The 17,623-nt window shown below is 61.4% G+C and carries 14 protein-coding genes; 5 read left to right on the forward strand and 9 right to left on the reverse strand.

Annotated features, from left to right (window positions below; genetic code table 11):
- Positions 1 to 34: 34 nt before the first annotated feature.
- The 3 genes from N2597_RS20095 to htpX form a co-directional block, all read right to left on the reverse strand.
- Complete coding sequence (locus N2597_RS20095; RefSeq protein ID WP_077992416.1) at positions 35 to 1,708, reverse strand: heparinase II/III family protein; 1,674 nt, start codon at positions 1,706 to 1,708, stop codon at positions 35 to 37.
- Between the two features lie 203 nt (positions 1,709 to 1,911).
- Positions 1,912 to 3,312, reverse strand: coding sequence for an RsmB/NOP family class I SAM-dependent RNA methyltransferase (locus tag N2597_RS20100; protein ID WP_106797025.1), 1,401 nt, complete (start codon positions 3,310 to 3,312; stop codon positions 1,912 to 1,914).
- The gene (gene htpX / locus N2597_RS20105; RefSeq protein ID WP_077992418.1) at positions 3,303 to 4,256 is read right to left on the reverse strand and encodes a zinc metalloprotease HtpX; all 954 of its coding nucleotides are present in this window, start codon (positions 4,254 to 4,256) and stop codon (positions 3,303 to 3,305) included. Before htpX ends, N2597_RS20100 begins: the two co-directional genes overlap by 10 nt.
- Positions 4,257 to 4,366: 110 nt before the next feature.
- Here htpX and N2597_RS20110 point away from each other — a divergent pair, with 110 nt between their 5' ends.
- A complete protein-coding gene (locus N2597_RS20110; protein ID WP_096762116.1) occupies positions 4,367 to 4,591 on the forward strand; it encodes a DUF1674 domain-containing protein in 225 nt (74 codons plus the stop codon).
- 102 nt (positions 4,592 to 4,693) lie between these two features.
- Here N2597_RS20110 and acs read toward each other — a convergent pair whose 3' ends face one another.
- Complete coding sequence (acs, locus tag N2597_RS20115; RefSeq protein ID WP_183597899.1) at positions 4,694 to 6,649, reverse strand: acetate--CoA ligase; 1,956 nt, start codon at positions 6,647 to 6,649, stop codon at positions 4,694 to 4,696.
- A 229-nt stretch (positions 6,650 to 6,878) separates the two neighbouring features.
- Here acs and N2597_RS20120 point away from each other — a divergent pair, with 229 nt between their 5' ends.
- Positions 6,879 to 7,586 (forward strand): DUF1013 domain-containing protein, encoded by a 708-nt coding sequence (locus N2597_RS20120; protein WP_003571448.1) that lies wholly within the window; start codon positions 6,879 to 6,881, stop codon positions 7,584 to 7,586.
- Positions 7,587 to 7,664: 78 nt separating this feature from the next.
- Here the strand turns inward: N2597_RS20120 and N2597_RS20125 are convergent, their stop codons facing one another.
- The 3 genes from N2597_RS20125 to N2597_RS20135 all read right to left on the reverse strand — a co-directional run bounded on the left by N2597_RS20125 (position 7,665) and on the right by N2597_RS20135 (position 11,504).
- Positions 7,665 to 8,600 carry a flagellin N-terminal helical domain-containing protein gene (locus tag N2597_RS20125; protein WP_096764521.1) on the reverse strand — a complete coding sequence of 312 codons (936 nt, stop codon included), beginning with the start codon at positions 8,598 to 8,600 and terminating at the stop codon, positions 7,665 to 7,667.
- A 251-nt stretch (positions 8,601 to 8,851) separates the two neighbouring features.
- Entirely contained in the window at positions 8,852 to 10,762 is a 1,911-nt protein-coding gene (locus N2597_RS20130) for a propionyl-CoA synthetase (RefSeq protein WP_077992738.1), read from the reverse strand.
- A gap of 82 nt (positions 10,763 to 10,844) precedes the next feature.
- On the reverse strand, positions 10,845 to 11,504 hold the full coding sequence (locus N2597_RS20135; protein WP_096764523.1) for a YggS family pyridoxal phosphate-dependent enzyme: 660 nt from the start codon (positions 11,502 to 11,504) through the stop codon (positions 10,845 to 10,847).
- Between the two features lie 201 nt (positions 11,505 to 11,705).
- Between N2597_RS20135 and leuS the strand changes: the two genes are divergently transcribed.
- The 3 genes from leuS to holA are packed head-to-tail and all read left to right on the forward strand — an operon-like array spanning position 11,706 to position 15,898.
- On the forward strand, positions 11,706 to 14,336 hold the full coding sequence (leuS, locus tag N2597_RS20140; protein WP_183597901.1) for a leucine--tRNA ligase: 2,631 nt from the start codon (positions 11,706 to 11,708) through the stop codon (positions 14,334 to 14,336).
- Positions 14,326 to 14,847: an LPS assembly lipoprotein LptE gene (gene lptE, locus N2597_RS20145; protein WP_077992740.1), complete on the forward strand. Its 522-nt coding sequence runs from the start codon at positions 14,326 to 14,328 to the stop codon at positions 14,845 to 14,847. The genes leuS and lptE overlap by 11 nt, the downstream gene beginning before the upstream one ends.
- A 10-nt stretch (positions 14,848 to 14,857) precedes the next feature.
- Positions 14,858 to 15,898, forward strand: a complete 1,041-nt coding sequence (holA, locus tag N2597_RS20150) for a DNA polymerase III subunit delta (RefSeq protein WP_183597903.1) — start codon at positions 14,858 to 14,860, stop codon at positions 15,896 to 15,898.
- Here the strand turns inward: holA and N2597_RS20155 are convergent, their stop codons facing one another.
- The gene (locus tag N2597_RS20155) at positions 15,899 to 16,780 is read right to left on the reverse strand and encodes a ParB/RepB/Spo0J family partition protein (protein WP_077992742.1); all 882 of its coding nucleotides are present in this window, start codon (positions 16,778 to 16,780) and stop codon (positions 15,899 to 15,901) included.
- Between the two features lie 31 nt (positions 16,781 to 16,811).
- Positions 16,812 to 17,606 carry a ParA family protein gene (locus N2597_RS20160; protein ID WP_038692104.1) on the reverse strand — a complete coding sequence of 265 codons (795 nt, stop codon included), beginning with the start codon at positions 17,604 to 17,606 and terminating at the stop codon, positions 16,812 to 16,814.
- Positions 17,607 to 17,623: the final 17 nt, after the last annotated feature.

The following is a 17,623-nucleotide window of genomic DNA, read 5'->3' on the forward strand; positions in this document are numbered from 1 at the left end:
CGTTAGCACAGCTTCGCCGCCGCGCAAACAGGCGCTAACCCTTGCGGGATAAAAACCAGCGGATTTCCGTCTTCTCGGCAAGATCGAAGTCGATCTCGATCTGGTCCGAGCCGCAAATGCCGGAGCTGTCGGCAAAGAAAATGTCCTCGGAAATCAGCACTTCGTTGCCGGGGGCGGAAAACAGCCAGCTTTCGCCGTCCGGCGCAGTCAGCAGCACTGACTCGCCGTCGCTTTGCTGCAGCACGATCGAAGGATGGATATGAAACCGGGCGACCGCCTTCAGGGGCTCGTCGCTGTCATATCCGTCACGGACGACCAACCGGTCGTGGCCCGTTACGATCGTGCCGGCGGCATTGAGTGTCAGCTCACGCTCATGCAGCACGCCGAATGCTCTCACATAACCGTCATGGCTGAGCTTGATGCCGTCGCGTCCATCCTCCGTCTCCGCACGCTCGACCGTTACCGTCCTGACCGGTTCGGTGATCGCATGGTTGAGGAAAGGCGAGAGCGAAAAGCGACTGGAGGAAGTGTCGTTGAGGATGACGGTCGAATGCGCCGCGGTCGTGCGCGCCATCTGGACATAGCGGTGCCCGGCAAATTTCGGCGAGCCGGAATTGACGATGAAGCGATGGCGGCCCGACGACATCTCGAAGGAAAGGCTGCCGGCATGCGCAGTGCGCACCGCGCCGCCTGCAGGCGGCGCGCCGCTATCGGCGATGATCACCGTCCTGCCCCCGGCAAGTCGCTGATAGCGCGACTGCGGCAAAGCTTTGAACGGCTGGCCGGCGGTCTCGTCATATCTCAGCACCGACATCAACTCGTTGGCAAGCGTCGAGGTCGCGCCGTTGAAAAGCGCCAGATCCCCATCCTGATGGCGAAAGAACCGCAAGGCCGGATACATGCGGTCGATGCCCGAGATCAGCTTCTGCGGCAGTTCATGGCCAAGATTGACATAGGTCTGCCGCAACGGCAGCAGATCGAGCAGCAGTTCAAGGCCGACGCGCGGATTGCGTGAGATATGGCCGCCATCCGGCAGAATCTGGCTATCGAATTCGCGATCGAGCGCCTGCGCCGCCCTTCTCAGCGTGGAGGCGCGGGCCGGCATGGCAACGGACGCCATGGCGAGCGCGATGCGCAGGCGAAACAACTCCAGGCCGCCGAGCGTATAGGGCGCCATGCGCTGCAGAAATCTCACCTGAAACGCCAGCGACTTCATGAAGCGGCGATAAAAGCCGCGGTCGGCATTCTGCAGCACGACAGGCGAATGCGACAGCCAGGCGATGACGCGCTGGGCGGTGACGTCGGTGTCCCAGGCGATCCCTTCCATGCGGCCGGCATGGATCGAGAGCCAGCTGTCGACGACGGTGCGGGCGGCGGCGGCGCTGCGTTCCGTCTTGTGGGCGCGCATATGCCGCAGCCAGCCGAAACTGTGGAGGCGGGTCGCGAAGGGCCGCGAGGGCAGGGTGAAAGTGAAGGGCGATTTGCCGTTCGTTTCCAGCATGCGCCCGGCCAGAAGAAACCGCCCGTTGAGAATTTCTTCAGCCACATGCGGATCGATGCCGCGAAGATCGGTCGGCGCGACGATCAGGCGCTCGGGCACCTTGATCGAATGGCGAAAGAGCTTCAGGCGCAGCAACGCGACGCGGCGCAAGGCGCGCCGCCAAGCTTCCCGAACATACATGCTCGCAAAACGCCGACCGGACTGCATATTCTATTGTCTATTGACCCTCGTGGTTAAGAATAGGTGAAAAGCGGCCGATTTCATCGCCCGCAATGAATTAATTCGTGACAAAGTTCGAATATATGCAAATTACTGCATTTTAGTTGAGATCATTCGACGGTTCACAACGCACCGTGGCGATGATGCGAGGGTTTAAACCCCGCATGGTTTGCTCCGACTTTTAAGGTTGGTCAGCTCGCTCGTCGCAGCACCGCTGCGTAAAAGCCGTCGAGGCCGGAGGCGATGCCCTCAGGCATCTTCAGCATGGTCGGAAGCGTGCGGAATTCGCCGAGCGGCGTGATCGCTGCCTCAAGGCCGGGCCAGTCGCCCGCATTGATCGGAACGCGCTCGATTGCATCCGTATCAGAAAGAACACGGGCGACGACCTCCTCGCCCTCGGCGGGATCGAGCGAGCAATTTGAAAACACCAGCATGCCCAAGGGCGTCAGCAGGGTCAGCGCATGGCGCAGCAAGCGCTCCTGCAGCGCCGCCAGCCTGGCGATATCATCCGGCCCCTTGGTCCATAACACGTCAGGATGCCGGCGCGTCGTGCCGGTGGAAGAGCAGGGGGCGTCGAGCAGGATCGCATCGAAGCCTTCGGGCGGCTTGAATGTCGTCAGGTCTGCCGCGACCGTTTCCGCCGTCAGGCCAAGCCGGTCGAGATTCGAGCGCAGCCGTCTTAGCCGACTTTCCGACTGATCGAGTGCGGTGACCGCGCCGCCGGCAAGGATGAGCTGTGCCGTCTTGCCGCCGGGTGCAGCACAGAGATCCGCCGCACGTTTGCCCGCGAGATCGCCGAAAAGCCTGGCCGGAATGCTTGCCGCTGCATCCTGCACCCACCAGGCGCCCTCATCGAAGCCCTCGAGCGACGGAATGCCGCCATCGAAAGCGGCAAGCCGCACGCCGCCGGTGGGCAAGGCAACGCCGTTCAACCTCTTTGCCCAGCCCTCGGCGTCGGATTTGACGGTCAGATCGATCGCCGCCGGTTCGAGCTGCGATTGCGAGATCGCCAGCGCTGCCTCCCGGCCATAGGCCTTTTCCAGCCGCGCAAGGAACCAGGACGGCATCGGCGCGACCTTGCCGATCTCTGCCAGCACCTCCTCCTTTTCGCGGCCGAGCCGGCGTAGCACGGCGTTGACCAGCTTGGCGAAACGACGATTGCGCGGATCCTGATTGGCCTGCTCGACGGCAAGATCGACGGCCGAATGGTCGGGCACGTCGAGATAGAGAATCTGCGCCGCGCCGATTGCCAGAACGTGATGCAGCGCCCGCGCGCCCTCCGGCAGCGGCGATTCCAGCAGCGAGGCGATCGCCGCATCGATGCGCGGCAGATGACGCAGCGTCGTGTTCAGAATGGCGCGGACAAGCGCCCGGTCGCTTTCACCGAGCGCTTTATAGGCAGGATTGCCATGTTCGTGATCGAGAGCGCCGTCGAGCGGCAGCTTGCGGTCGACGACAGCGGCGAGAATTTTTGCCGCCGCGGCACGGGCTTGCAGGCCGGGCTTAACAGGCGCCGACCGGTCGGCCGGCCGATCGGCGGAAGGTTTCTGTTTACGGAATGGCTTTTTCGTGCCGTCTGAATTCAAGACCACGGACCTCTTGGCGGTTGCGAACCACCGCGACCCGTATTCGGAACAGAGCGCGATTTGCGCGTCGGATTAACAGCACGAACCGGTCCCGTCGAGACATTCATGCCGCTTTGCGCCATCTCCTGCAGCGCGGCAATGCGGTTTTCCGTGTTCGGATGCGTGGAAAACAGATTGTCCATGCGCTCGCCGGAGAGCGGATTGATGATGAACATATGAGCCGTCGCCGGATTGCGCTCGGCATCCTCGTTCGGCACATGGGCGGCACCGCGGGCGATCTTGCCGAGTGCCGAAGCGAGCCAGAGCGGATTGCCGCAGATTTCGGCGCCGCGGCGGTCGGCCGAATATTCGCGCGTGCGGCTGATCGCCATCTGCACCAGCATGGCGGCAAGCGGCGCCACAATCATGGCGACGAGGACGCCGATGAAGCCGAGCGGATTGTTGTTCTCGCGGTTACCGCCGAAGAAGAAGGCGAAGTTGCCGAGCATCGAGATCGCGCCGGCAAGCGTTGCCGTGATCGTCATCGTCAGCGTGTCGCGATTCTGGATATGGGCGAGCTCATGCGCCATCACCCCGGCGACTTCCTCGGGAGACAGTGCCTGGAGCAGCCCTGTCGAGGCGGCGACCGCGGCATTTTCAGGATTGCGGCCGGTTGCGAAGGCATTCGGCTGCGGGCTGTCGTAGAGATAGACCTTCGGCATCGGCAGCCCGGCATTGCGGGCGAGATCGCGCACGATCGCAAAAAATTCCGGCGCATTGCGCTCGTCGATCTGCTGGGCGCGGTAGGCCGCCAGCACCATGCGATCGGAATTCCAGTAGGAGAAGAAATTCATGCCGGCGGCAATGAGAAATGCGATCATCATGCCGCCCCGACCGCCGATAAGGAAGCCGACAAACATGAAAAGCGCCGTCATGAAGGCAAGCAACATGGCAGTGCGAACGAGGTTCATTGCGAATCTCCAACTCCAATTTCGGCGTCGCAAGCTTTCAATCCCAACGACGGCGCATTATGATTTGGTTATTCACCAGCCATTTTCAATGTTTTCAGGCAGGAGAAGCCATGCAGGACGCCGATAACGACAATAGCCAAACGCCGACGGCCGAAGGATCGGAGCCGCCGCGAAGAATGCTGTCTCCGGCTGCCCAGCGTGCACTTGCCGAGGCCGAGGAGCGGCGAAAGAACCGGACGCCGCTGGAGCTGCCGCCGGAGATCGGCGGCCGCGGCGGAGCCGAGCCGGCCCGCTTCGGCGATTACGAGGTCAATGGCCGGGCGATCGATTTCTAAGCAAGGATTGTCGAGCCCGGGCCTTGTGCAGCCGTCTAATATTCAGCCTGCAATGTAAAGTGAGCCGCCCCAGGTCCTGGAGGCGGAGCGGCTCTGTGTTTGTCAGGCCGTCGCCTTGTTCTGCCGGTTGGCGATCAAATCATCGACGACAGCAGGATCGGCAAGTGTCGAGGTGTCGCCGAGCGCACCGAAATCGTCCTCGGCGATCTTGCGCAGAATGCGGCGCATGATCTTGCCCGAGCGGGTCTTCGGCAGGCCGGGGGCAAACTGGATCTTGTCGGGCGAGGCGATCGGCCCGATTTCGGCGCGCACATGTTTGACCAGTTCCTGGCGAAGCGTATCGGAACCATCATGGCCGGCCATCAGCGTCACGTAGCAATAGATGCCCTGACCCTTGATCGCATGCGGATAACCGACGACCGCAGCTTCCGAAACCAGATTGTGCGAGACCAGCGCCGATTCCACCTCCGCCGTTCCGAGCCGGTGGCCGGAGACGTTGAGCACGTCGTCGACCCGGCCGGTGATCCAGTAATAGCCGTCCTCGTCGCGCCGGCAGCCATCGCCGGTGAAGTACTTGCCCTTGTAGGTGGAGAAATAGGTCTGGATGAAGCGCTCGTGGTCGCCATAAACGGTGCGCATCTGGCCCGGCCAGCTGTCGGCGATGCAGAGATTGCCGTCGGCGGCCCCTTCCAGCACCTTGCCCTCATTGTCGACCAGCTCAGGCTTGACGCCGAAGAACGGCACCGTCGCCGAACCGGGTTTCAAATCGGTGGCACCCGGCAGCGGCGTGATCATGTGGCCGCCGGTCTCCGTCTGCCACCATGTATCGATGACAGGGCAGCGCTTGTCGCCGACGACGTTGTAATACCACTCCCAGGCTTCCGGATTGATAGGTTCGCCGACCGTGCCGAGCAGGCGCAGCGACGAGCGCGACGAGCGCGTGACGAATTCGTCGCCGGCGCCCATCAGCGAACGGATCGCCGTCGGTGCGGTATAGAAGATATTGACCTTGTGCTTGTCGATCACTTCCCAGAAACGGCCCTGATCGGGGAAATTCGGCACGCCCTCGAACATCAGCGTCGTGGCGCAGTTCGAAAGCGGCCCATAGACGATATAGGAATGGCCGGTGACCCAGCCGACATCGGCCGTGCACCAGTAGATGTCGCCATGATGGTAGTCGAAGACATATTCATGCGTCATCGAGGCGTAGACGAGATAACCGCCGGTCGTGTGCAGCACGCCCTTCGGCTTGCCGGTCGAACCTGAGGTGTAGAGAATGAACAGCGGATCTTCCGCCTTCATCTTCACCGGCGGGCATTCCGCCTTCACCGTGGCGATCTCCTGGTGGTACCAGAGATCGCGGCCCGGCGCCCAGCCGGTCTTGCCGCCGGTGCGGCGCACGACCAGCACCTTGCTGACATTGACGTGCTGGCGGGCGGCGATGTGGATCGCCGTATCGGTATTGTCCTTCAGCGGCACCGGCTTGCCGCCGCGCAAACCTTCGTCGCAGGTGATGACGAAGGTGGATTCACAGTCGACGATGCGTCCCGCCAGGGCCTCGGGGGAGAAACCGCCGAAGACGACCGAATGCACCGCGCCGATGCGGGCGCAGGCGAGCATCGCGTAAGCCGCTTCCGGGATCATCGGCATATAGATGGTGACGCGATCGCCCTTCTTGACGCCGTGCTTCTTCAAGACATTCGCCATCCGGCAGACATGCTCGTAGAGCTCGTTATAGGTGATCTTCTTGTCGATATAGGGATTGTCGCCTTCCCAGATAATCGCCACCTGGTCGCCATTCGTCTTCAGATGGCGGTCGATACAGTTATAGGAGACGTTCGTCTGGCCATCCTCGAACCACTTGATCGAGACCTTGCCGGTAAAGGAGGTGTTCTTGACTTTGGTATAGGGCTTGAACCAGTCGATCCGCTTGCCGTGCTTGCCCCAGAACTTGTCCGGATCCTCGACGCTCTCCTCGTACCATTTCAGGTACTTCTCCTTATCGATCAGGGCACGCGCCTTCACCGACTTCGGCACCGGATGGATCTTCTCCGACATGCAACTCCTCCTCATGGGACATGCGACGGGCCAAGCAATTTATGAGCCCGGACTTCAAATCAGGGCAATTCATAGCAGGTCGCATCGCCACGGCAATTAGACAAAGGTCATTTGATTTCGGAAGAATTGCAATTCTGCGACAGTCCGGTTATATAGCGGCATATTTCCCGGACATTGTGGTGACAATCCACGGACCGCGACCGGCGCGGACGATAGAAGGACTATATCCATGGCTCAAACATTGCTCATGCCGAAGGCGACCGCCATCTGGCTTGTCGACAACACGGCGTTGTCTTTCGATCAGATCGCGCAGTTCTGCAAACTGCATCCGCTCGAGGTCAAGGCAATCGCCGACGGCGAAGCGGCGCAGGGCATCAAGGGCCTTGATCCGATCTCGACGGGACAGCTCTCGCGCGACGAGATCGCCCGCGCCGAAGCCAATCCGAACCACAAGCTGAAGCTTTCCGAGCCGAAGGTGCGCGTGCCGGAATCCAAGCGCCGCGGCCCGCGCTATACGCCGGTTTCCAAGCGCCAGGATCGCCCGAACGCCATTCTCTGGCTCGTTCGCAATCATCCGGAACTGAAGGACGCGCAGATTTCCCGCCTCGTCGGCACGACGAAATCGACGATCGAGCAGATCCGCGAGCGCACTCACTGGAACTCCGCCAACCTGGCGCCGATGGATCCGGTGACGCTCGGCCTCTGCAGCCAGATCGACCTCGACATGGAAGTGGAAAAGGCCTCCAAGGGCCGTCCGCTACCGACCGCCGCCGAACTCGGCGCGACGCTGCAATCGGCGCAGGAAACCGAGCGCCTGACCCCGAGCTACGAGCGCGAGGAAGAAAAGGAAAAGGAAATCGACGCCGATGCCGTCTTCCGCAAGCTGAGCTCGCTCCGCTCGGCCCCGAAGGACGAGGACGACGACGATCACTACTGAGAGATCGACGATCTCATGAAAAACCCCGCCGGTATGAGCTGACCGGCGGGGTTTTTGTTGCGGATTGCCTGTTTCGATTTAGCTGCGGAACAGGGTGAGGATGTTCTGTGCCGAGCTATTGGCAATCGAAAGCGACTGGATGCCAAGCTGCTGCTGCGTCTGCAATGCAGAGAGCTTGCTCGATTCCTCTTCCATATCGGCATCGACCAGGCGACCGATGCCCGAGTCGATCGAATCGTGAAGGCCGCTGACGAAATTCTCCTGCAGCTGGATGCGCGTCGAGATCGATCCCAGAGCCGAGCCGGCAGCGGTCATGGCGCCGAGAACCAGTTCGATCCCGGTCAAGGCTGAGTCGAGTTGACCCTGGGTAAAACCGGTAATGTCGAGATCATAGATTGACGGCATGACGATGACGGTGCCGCCATAAGTGCCGTTAAAAGCGGTGCCGATAATGCCGCTGCTCGTCTCGATCGCACCCGTGCTGGTCATGCCGAAGAGCACATTGCCGAGCGTTCCTGAATCGAGCACGTAGTCGGTCATCTTCACCGACACGGCATTGCTGCCGTCACGGACGAAGGAGGAGACGACGCTCTTCGTGCCGGAAGCGCCGGCCACCCAGTTTTCCCCGGAGAAGGAGGCGGACTGGGCGATGCTGAGCAGCTGCTCCTGCAGTTGGTCGAGTTCCTGCTGGATCTTCGTCTTGTCGACGCCCTTTTCCGTGGCGGCGACGATCTTCGCCTTGATTTCGCTGACGACGTCTAGGGCGCTGTCCATGGCCGCATAGGCGGTGTCGACCTTGGCCGCACCGAGGCCGAGGGCGTCGGAGACGGCGGAAAGCGCCAGGTTGTCGGAACGCATGGTCGTTGCGATCGACCAATATGCGGCATTGTCGGCAGCCTTCTCGACACGATAACCGGAGGAAACGCGACCCTGGGTGTCCTTGAGGCTATCGTTTACGCCGCGCAAAGTCTGCAGCGCTGCCATGGCAGCGTTGTTGGTGAGGATGCTCGTCATGATCCGTTCCACAATAGGAGAAAGGGGCATTCCGGACTACGCGCCGCGCGTCCTTCAGACGCGCAAAGGACACTGTAGCACTTCAACTGCTGCAGAATTTTCTCCTAAATCGATTCCGACTTAAGGAATTATGCAGCAGGCCGGTAACGGCGACTGCGTCATGCAAAGCCTGCTGTGCAAGCCTTTGCCGTTAACAAATCCTTGCGCAACTTGGTTAACAATTCCTCAATTGAGCTTATAGAATCCTTAATTTACATCGGCAGAGAGCCGAAACCGCGCTTGCGCAGCGCCTCGGCGATCTCCTCCAGAATCGCCGGATCATCAATGGTCGCAGGCATTTTCCATGGTATGCCGTCGGCAATTTTCTGCATGGTCCCGCGCAGGATCTTGCCCGATCGCGTCTTCGGCAATCGGTTCACTGTAATGGCCGTCTTGAAGGCGGCGACAGGCCCGATCTGATCGCGAATCATCGCCACCACCTCTGATTCGATTGCTGCCGATTCGCGAGCGACACTCCGTTTCAGCACCAGGAAACCGCAAGGCGCCTGACCCTTCAGCGCATCGATGACACCGATGACAGCGCATTCGGCGACATCGGGATGCCGCGCGCAGACCTCCTCCATCGCACCGGTCGAGAGCCGATGACCGGCGCAATTGATGATGTCGTCGGTGCGCGACATGATGAAGAGATAGCCGTCCTCATCGACATAGCCGGCGTCGGCGGTCTTATAATAACCGGGAAACTCATCGAGATAGGCCGATCGAAAACGGTCGTCCGCATGCCAGAGGGTCGGCAGGCAGCCGGGCGGCAGGGGCAGCCTGATGACGATATTGCCGAGCGTTCCCGCCTCGATCGGATGGCCGGCATCGTCGAGCACCGCAACTTCATAACCCGGCATCGGCAGCGCCGGCGAACCATGTTTGACCGGCAGGGCACCAAGGCCGAGCGGATTTGCGGCGATCGGCCAGCCCGTCTCCGTCTGCCACCAGTGGTCGATGACGGGGATGGCGAGCATGCGTTCGGCCCATTTCAAAGTCTCCGGGTCCGCCCGCTCGCCGGCAAGAAACAGCGCCCGCAAATTGGGCATCCTGTAGCGCGCGATCAGTTCGCCGTCCCCATCCTCTCGCCGGATGGCACGAAAGGCGGTCGGCGCCGTGAAGAGCACGCGCACATCATGCTCTGCAACAACGCGCCAAAATGCGCCGGCATCGGGCGTGCCGACCGGCTTTCCCTCGAAGATCAAGGTCGTCACGCCCGATATCAACGGTGCGTAGACGATATATGAATGACCGACGACCCAGCCGATATCGGACGCCGTCCAGAAGACTTCGCCCGGCTTCAGCCCATAGATATTCCGCATCGACCAGTTCAGCGCGACCAAGTGCCCGCCATTGTCGCGCACCACTCCCTTCGGCTGGCCGGTGGTGCCGGAGGTATAGAGGATATAGAGCGGATCGGTCGCCTTGACGGAAACACAGGCCAGCTCGGCGCCACGGTGGGGCGCCACCGCCGCTTCGAAATCCTCATCACGGCCGCCGACGAGTTCTGCCTGAAGCTGCGGCCGCTGCAGCACCAGGCAGCGCTCAGGCTTCATCCGGGCAAGCTCGATCGCCTGATCGACCAGCGGCTTATAGGCGACGACGCGGCCGGGCTCGAGCCCGCAGCTCGCGGTGATCACCAGCCTGGCGCCGCTGTCGTCGATACGGGCCGCAAGCTCACTGGCGGCAAAGCCGCCGAATACGACGGAATGGACCGCGCCGATACGAGCGCAGGCAAGCATGGAAAACACTGCCTGCGGCAGCATCGGCATATAGAGGATGACGCGGTCGCCTTTGCCGATGCCGAGCGCCAGCAGCGTCGCGGCGATGGCCTTCACCTCGCCGAGGACCTCGTCATATGAGAAGCGGCGCTTCTCGCCAGTCATGGCGCTGTCGAAGATGATGGCCGTCTCACTGCCGCGTCCGGCCGCGACATGCCGGTCCAGGCAATTGTGGCAGGTATTGGTTTCCGCCCCCGCAAACCAGCGGCCGTAAATACCGTCATCAGGCGAAAACACCCGCTCCGGCGGCTTGAACCAGTCGATCTCGGCGGCGGCTTCGCGCCAGAAGGCTTCGGGATCGCGTTTCCAGGCCGCATAGGCCTGATGATAGCCGTTCTGCATCTGCTCCTCCCCAGGACATGCAAGCCTCGATGTTAATCTAGGGAGAGGGGAGGGGAACGGGAAGCCCGACCAAAGCAGCGTATCAGCGCGCGCCGAAAATCGCCGATCCGACGCGGACACTGGTGGCGCCGAAGGCGATCGCCGTCTCGTAATCGCCCGACATGCCCATGGAGAGTTTCTCAACGCCGCATTTCGACGCGAGCTTTGCCAGCAGGGCGAAATGCGGCCCGGGATTTTCCTCGGCCGGCGGAATGCACATCAGGCCCTCGATGGAAAGACCGAGCTCGTCGCGGCAAAGCGAGACGAAGGCCGGCGTGTCGTCAGGCGCGATGCCGGCCTTCTGCGGCTCCAACCCGGTGTTGACCTGGACGTAGAGCCGCGGTGTTTTGCCTTGCCGTTTCATCTCCTCGGCAAGGGCCCGGGCAATCTTTTCCCGATCGACGGACTCGATCACGTCGAAAAGCGCCACCGCGTCCGCCGCCTTGTTCGATTGCAGCGGCCCGATCAGATGCAGCTCGATGTCGGGATATTCGGCTTTCAGCGCCGGCCACTTGCCCTGGCTCTCCTGCACCCGGTTCTCACCGAAGACGCGCTGCCCGGCTTCGATGGCCGGGCGGATCGCCTCCGCCTCGAAGGTCTTCGACACCGCAACGAGCCGAACGGAGCCGGCCGGACGACCGGCCGCGCGTTCCGCGGCGGCAATCCTTGATCGTACGTCGTTCAGGCGCTCTTGAAGTTCCATCGTTCTGCCTCGACATTTCCGCATGAGAGTGAAGGCAATGAACTAGCCAGCCATTCTGTGCTTGCCAAGACCCGCTGCCGCGAAATCGCCCGGCCGGGACGAAGATCGGGCGCTTGCAGCGCCTGCAAAACTTGACGCTAAGGTGGTTTCATGGTGAAGGTCTCGACCAACCTCCCCTGATTTTCCGGAATTTCGAATACAATGGCCACCGAACGTTATAATCCGCGCGATGCCGAGCCCCGCTGGCAGCAGAAATGGAACGAAGACAAGGTCTTCGAGACCGACAACGCCGATCCGCGCGAAAAATATTACGTCCTCGAAATGTTCCCCTATCCGTCGGGGCGCATCCATATGGGCCATGTCCGCAACTACGCCATGGGCGATGTCGTTGCCCGCTACAAGCGCGCCCGCGGCTATAACGTGCTGCACCCGATGGGCTGGGACGCGTTCGGCATGCCGGCGGAAAACGCCGCCATGGAGCGCGGCGTCCACCCCGCCTCTTGGACCTACCAGAACATCGCCTCGATGAGGGCGCAGTTGAAGGCCATGGGGCTTTCATTGGACTGGAGCCGCGAATTCGCCACCTGCGACGTCGACTATTACCAGCACCAGCAGCATCTCTTCGTGGATTTCCTCGAGAAGGGCCTGGTCTACCGCAAGCAGTCGAAGGTAAATTGGGATCCGGTCGACAACACGGTGCTCGCCAACGAACAGGTGATCGACGGCCGCGGCTGGCGTTCCGGCGCGCTGGTCGAACAGCGTGAACTGACGCAATGGTTCTTCAAGATCACCGATTTCAGCCAGGACCTGCTGGACGCGCTGGATACGCTCGACCAGTGGCCGGAAAAAGTCCGACTGATGCAGAAGAACTGGATCGGCCGCTCGGAAGGTCTGACGGTGCGCTGGGAGATCGTGCCGGAAACGGCGCCGGCCGGCGAGACCGAGATTACCGTCTATACGACCCGTCCTGATACGCTGTTCGGCGCCTCCTTCCTGGCGATTGCCGCCGACCATCCGCTGGCCAAGGACGCGGCCGCAAAGAATGTCGAGATCGAGGCCTTCTGCGAGGAATGCCGCCGCGCCGGCACCTCGCTTGCAGCACTCGAGACTGCTGAAAAGAAGGGCCTGGACACCGGCATCCGGGTCCGCCATCCGCTCGATCCCGCCTGGGAGCTGCCGGTCTATATCGCCAATTTCGTGCTGATGGATTACGGCACGGGCGCGATCTTCGGCTGCCCCTCCGGCGACCAGCGCGACCTCGATTTCGCCCGCAAATACGGCCTGCCGGTCGTGCCCGTGGTCATGCCGAGGGATGGCGACGCTGCGAGCTTTTCCATCGGCGATACCGCCTATGACGGCGATGGCGTCATGATCAATTCTCGCTTCCTCGACGGCAAGACGACCGAAGAAGCCTTCAATATCGTTGCCGACCGGCTGTCGGCCGCTTCGCTCGGCAATACGCCCCAGGGTGAGCGGAAGATCAATTTCCGCCTGCGCGACTGGGGCATTTCGCGTCAGCGCTATTGGGGCTGCCCGATCCCGGTCATCCATTGCGATGCCTGCGGCGTCGTGCCAGTGCCGAAAAAGGACCTGCCGGTGAAACTGCCGGAAGACGTGACCTTCGACCAGCCGGGCAACCCGCTCGACCGCCATCCGACCTGGCGTCACGTCGCCTGCCCCAATTGCGGCAAGGATGCCCGCCGCGAAACCGACACGATGGACACCTTCGTCGATTCGAGCTGGTATTTCACCCGCTTCACCGCGCCGTGGGAAGCAAAGCCGACCGATCCTGAGGCGGCTAATCGTTGGCTGCCGGTCGATCAATATATCGGCGGCATCGAGCACGCGATCCTGCATCTGCTTTATTCGCGCTTCTTTACCCGCGCCATGCGCGAGACCGGTCACGTCGCCGCGAGCGAACCCTTCAAGGGCCTGTTCACCCAGGGCATGGTCGTTCATGAGACCTACAGCCGCAGCGCCGGCGCCGGCCGTGAATGGGTGGCTCCCGCCGATATCCGCATCGAGGAGATCGATGGCAAGCGCCGGGCCCTGCTGCTGGCGACAGGCGAGGAGGTCGCCATCGGCTCTATCGAGAAGATGTCGAAATCGAAGAAGAACGTCGTGGATCCCGACGATATCATCGCCTCCTATGGCGCCGATACCGCCCGCTTCTTCGTGCTGTCCGATTCGCCGCCGGAGCGCGACGTCATCTGGTCCGAGGCGGGTGTCGAAGGTGCGCATCGTTTCACTCAGCGCCTGTGGCGGCTGATTTCCGAAGCTGCCGGTGTCCTGTCCGCCGTTGAGGCCGCACCGGCGAGCGAGGGCGAGGCGCTGGCAATCTCGCAGGCGGCGCACAAGACGCTCAAAGCGGTTCAGAACGACTATGACAAGCTCTGGTTCAACAAGGCAGTCGCCCGCATCTACGAGCTTGTCAACGCACTTGCTGCGCCGCTGACGAAAGTTGCGGCGGGCGAGGGCGATATCGCCTATCGTGCCGCCGTGCGTGATGCTGCCGAGATCCTGGTCCAACTTGTCGCGCCGATGACGCCGCATCTTGCAGAGGAATGCTGGGCCACGCTCGGCAATACGGAGCTGCTTGCCCGCACCGACTGGCCGCGTTTTGTCGAAGCGCTCGTCTTTGAAAACGACGTTGTGCTGCCCGTGCAGATCAACGGCAAGAAGCGCGCCGAATTGACAATTTCTCGCGATGCCGATCAGAATGCCGTCACCAACGCCGTGCTGGAACTAGATGCGGTGAAGAACGTGCTGAACGGTCAGGCGCCGAAGAAGATCATCGTGGTTCCCCAAAGGATTGTGAACATTGTCGTCTGATATCACCCGCAAGCTGGCCCGCAATGCCGGCATCGCCATGATCCTTGCCGCCTCGGCATTGCTGTCAGCCTGCCAAGTCCGGCCGCTTTATTCCGAGAGCTCGGGCGTCACCGAAAAGCTGTCCTCGGTCGGCTTTTCCGAGGCATCCGGCCGCGTCGGACAGCAGGTCCGCAACCGGCTGATCTTCCTGGCGTCGCGCGGCGCCGGCGAAACGGCAAATCCGCAATATCACGTCGAATTGCGGACCACGTCGAGCGTCGCCGATACGCTTCTGCGGCAATCCGGCGATACCTCGCGCGCCGGCCGTGTGACCGTCACCGTCACTTATACGCTGAGCGCTGTCGCCGACGGTCGCGTCATCAAGGCCGGGAGCCGCCAGGCGACCTCACTGGTGGACTTCTCCGAGCAGGAATTTGCCAAGCAAAGGGCGATCCGAGATGCGGAGAATCGCGCCGCCGATCAGACGGCGGAATTCGTAGGCGCCGATCTCGCTGCTGCCCTCAGCCGCTGAGGGCGGGCAGATGGCGGAGATAAAGTCGCACGAGTTCGAGACCTTTCTGCAGAAATCGGCGCAGAACTACCGGATTTTCGTCATTTATGGCCCGGATCGGGGTCTGGTGTCCGAGCGCGCCGGTCAACTCGCCGGCAAGACCGGCGTCGCGCTGAACGATCCTTTTTCGCTGACAAAACTCGATATCGCCGATTTGCAGAAGGATCCCGGGCGACTGGTTGACGAGGCGCAATCCATCGGGCTGTTCGGCGGCGAAAAACTCATCTGGATCCGCGGCGCCGCCAACGAAAAATACCTTGTCGATTCGCTGGCGCACCTGGCTGAAAAACCGCTCGAGGCCACCTATCTGATCGTCGAGGCCGGCGATCTGAAAAAGGGATCGCTGCTGCGCAAGACAGCGGAAGCCGCGCGAGCCGTCATGACGGTACCGTCTTATGCCGATGACAGCCGCGCCTTGAACGGCTTGATCGATGCCGAACTCGGGGCGGAAAAGCTCGGCATTACACCGGCGGCGCGCCAGGCGCTGATCGCCTTGATCGGCGGCGATCGCATCGCCTCACGCAATGAAGTGCGCAAACTCGCCCTCTACTGCCGCGGCCTTGATACGGTCGAAGAACATCACGTTACCGAAATAATCGGCGATGCCAGCGCGACCTCCGTTGATGATGCCGTCGACGCCATCCTGGACGGCGATCTCAACGGCTTCCTCCACGCCATGCAGAAGATCAGCAGTTCAAAAACAGCGATTTTTCTCGTGCTTCAGGCCTGCCTGAAGCAGTTCCAGCTTCTCGATACCATGCGTGCAGAGATGGAAGAAAAGCGCCTACAGGCGCCGCAGGTGATGCAGACAATGGGACGACATCTGCATTTTCGCCGCAAGCCGATCCTAGAGCAGGCGCTTCGCCAGTGGTCCGCGGAAAGCATCGCGCGTGAATCCAACCGTCTGCAGGCGGCTATTCTTCAGAGCCGGCGTCGGCAGGTGCTGGAAGACAGCGTTGCGATGCAAACACTTCTCTCCACCACCCTGCAATCTGGCCGCAAGTCGGCGTGATTATCGCCGTTCCAGCAAGCGGCAGACTTCCTCGAGCTGCTCAAGCGACTTGTAGGAAATTTTGATCTGGCCGCCGCTGGTTTTGTGATTGATTGACACCTCGAGCCCGAGGGCATCGGACAGCGTGCGTTCCAGCGCCAGCGTATCCGAGTCCTTTTGATCGCGGCGCGAGGCCGTCTGCTGCGGCTCCGATTGCGCCTTGATATTGTTCTGCGCCAGCTTTTCGGCATCACGCACCGACATGCCCTTGGCAACGATCGTGCGGGCAAGGCTTGCCGGATCGGGGGTCGACACCAGCGCGCGCGCATGGCCGGCCGAAAGACTGCCGGCGGCCAACAGATCGCGAACCGGATCCGGCAGTTTCAGCAAACGCAGCGAGTTGGCCACATGGCTGCGGCTTTTGCCGATAATTTCGCCGAGATCATTCTGGGTATAGCCATATTCCGCGATGAGCTGCTCGTAGCCCAGGGCCTCTTCCAGAGGATTGAGATCCGCGCGCTGCACGTTCTCGACAATAGCAATCTCAAGCGCCGTCTTGTCGTCGACGTCACGGATAATCACCGGGATTTCGATCAGGCCGGCAAGCTGCGCTGCCCGCCATCGCCGTTCGCCGGCGATGATTTCATAGCGGTCCCGCTCCATCGTGCGCACCACGATCGGCTGCACGATGCCGTGTTGACGGATTGAGCTGGCAAGATCGTGCAACTCGGTGTCGTCGAAAAAACGACGGGGATTGCGGGGGTTGCGACTGACGAATTCTATCGGGATCATCCGATCGGCGCTGACAGTTCGCTCAGCCTCCACCGGAACAGGTTGATCCATTTCACCAATCAACGCCGCAAGACCACGGCCCAATCGCCTTTTCGATACATCGTCATTCATGATCTACACTCACCTGCATCCTGAAATGATTTTACGCAGCCAGTCTCTGGCGCTCCCGCTGAATGACCTCAGAGGCCAGCTGCAGATAGGCCTGGCTGCCCGCGCATTTCAGATCATAGAGAATGGCCGGCTTGCCGTAGGACGGGGCTTCGGACACCCGGACATTGCGCGGAATTAACGTATGATAAACCTTCTCGCCGAGATGCGTGCGCACGTCATTGACCACCTGTTGGGCAAGATTGTTGCGAGCATCGAACATCGTCAGGACGATGCCCTGGATATCCAGCCGCGGGTTGACCGTCCGACGCACCTGGCTGACGGTTTCGAGCAGTTGGCTCAGTCCCTCGAGCGCGAAAAATTCGCATTGCAGCGGTACCAGCACCGAATGGGCCGCCGCCATCGCATTCATCGTCAGCAGATTGAACGAAGGCGGGCAATCGAGAAGGATATAGGAAAATGCCATGGCTTCGGCGGACGACAGTGCCTTCCGCAATTTAAAGACGCGATCGCTCTGCTGCGAGATTTCCATCTCGATGCCGAGCAGATCCATGGTCGATGGCACGATGAAGAGGTTGGGAACGGCAGTTTCCAGCGTCACCTCGCTGATTCCGCGCTCTCCGACCATCAGGTCATAGGAGGAAAGTTTGCGATCGCGACGGTCGATGCCGAGGCCGGTGCTGGCATTGCCCTGCGGATCGAGATCCACGATCAGGACGCGCTCGCCGATGGCGGCCAACGCTGTTGCCAGGTTGATGGCGGTGGTCGTTTTGCCAACGCCACCCTTCTGATTTGCGATGGTGATTATCCGGTGTCGTTCGCCAGCCATTGCCGCAATATCCGATC

The sequence above is a fragment of the Rhizobium sophoriradicis genome (assembly GCF_025200795.1).
Classification (GTDB): Bacteria; Pseudomonadota; Alphaproteobacteria; order Rhizobiales; family Rhizobiaceae; genus Rhizobium; species Rhizobium sophoriradicis.

Bases quoted from the DNA above. Each gene is read 5' to 3' on its own strand.
- N2597_RS20095 (WP_077992416.1), bottom strand. From the start codon at position 1,708: ATGCAGTCCGGTCGGCGTTTTGCGAGCATGTATGTTCGGGAAGCTTGG.
- htpX (WP_077992418.1), bottom strand. From the start codon at position 4,256: ATGAACCTCGTTCGCACTGCCATGTTGCTTGCCTTCATGACGGCGCTT.
- N2597_RS20110 (WP_096762116.1), top strand. From the start codon at position 4,367: ATGCAGGACGCCGATAACGACAATAGCCAAACGCCGACGGCCGAAGGA.
- acs (WP_183597899.1), bottom strand. From the start codon at position 6,649: ATGTCGGAGAAGATCCATCCGGTGCCGAAGTCGGTGAAGGCGCGTGCC.
- N2597_RS20120 (WP_003571448.1), top strand. From the start codon at position 6,879: ATGGCTCAAACATTGCTCATGCCGAAGGCGACCGCCATCTGGCTTGTC.
- N2597_RS20125 (WP_096764521.1), bottom strand. From the start codon at position 8,600: ATGACGAGCATCCTCACCAACAACGCTGCCATGGCAGCGCTGCAGACT.
- N2597_RS20130 (WP_077992738.1), bottom strand. From the start codon at position 10,762: ATGCAGAACGGCTATCATCAGGCCTATGCGGCCTGGAAACGCGATCCC.
- N2597_RS20135 (WP_096764523.1), bottom strand. From the start codon at position 11,504: ATGGAACTTCAAGAGCGCCTGAACGACGTACGATCAAGGATTGCCGCC.
- leuS (WP_183597901.1), top strand. From the start codon at position 11,706: ATGGCCACCGAACGTTATAATCCGCGCGATGCCGAGCCCCGCTGGCAG.
- holA (WP_183597903.1), top strand. From the start codon at position 14,858: ATGGCGGAGATAAAGTCGCACGAGTTCGAGACCTTTCTGCAGAAATCG.
- N2597_RS20155 (WP_077992742.1), bottom strand. From the start codon at position 16,780: ATGAATGACGATGTATCGAAAAGGCGATTGGGCCGTGGTCTTGCGGCG.
- N2597_RS20160 (WP_038692104.1), bottom strand. From the start codon at position 17,606: ATGGCTGGCGAACGACACCGGATAATCACCATCGCAAATCAGAAGGGT.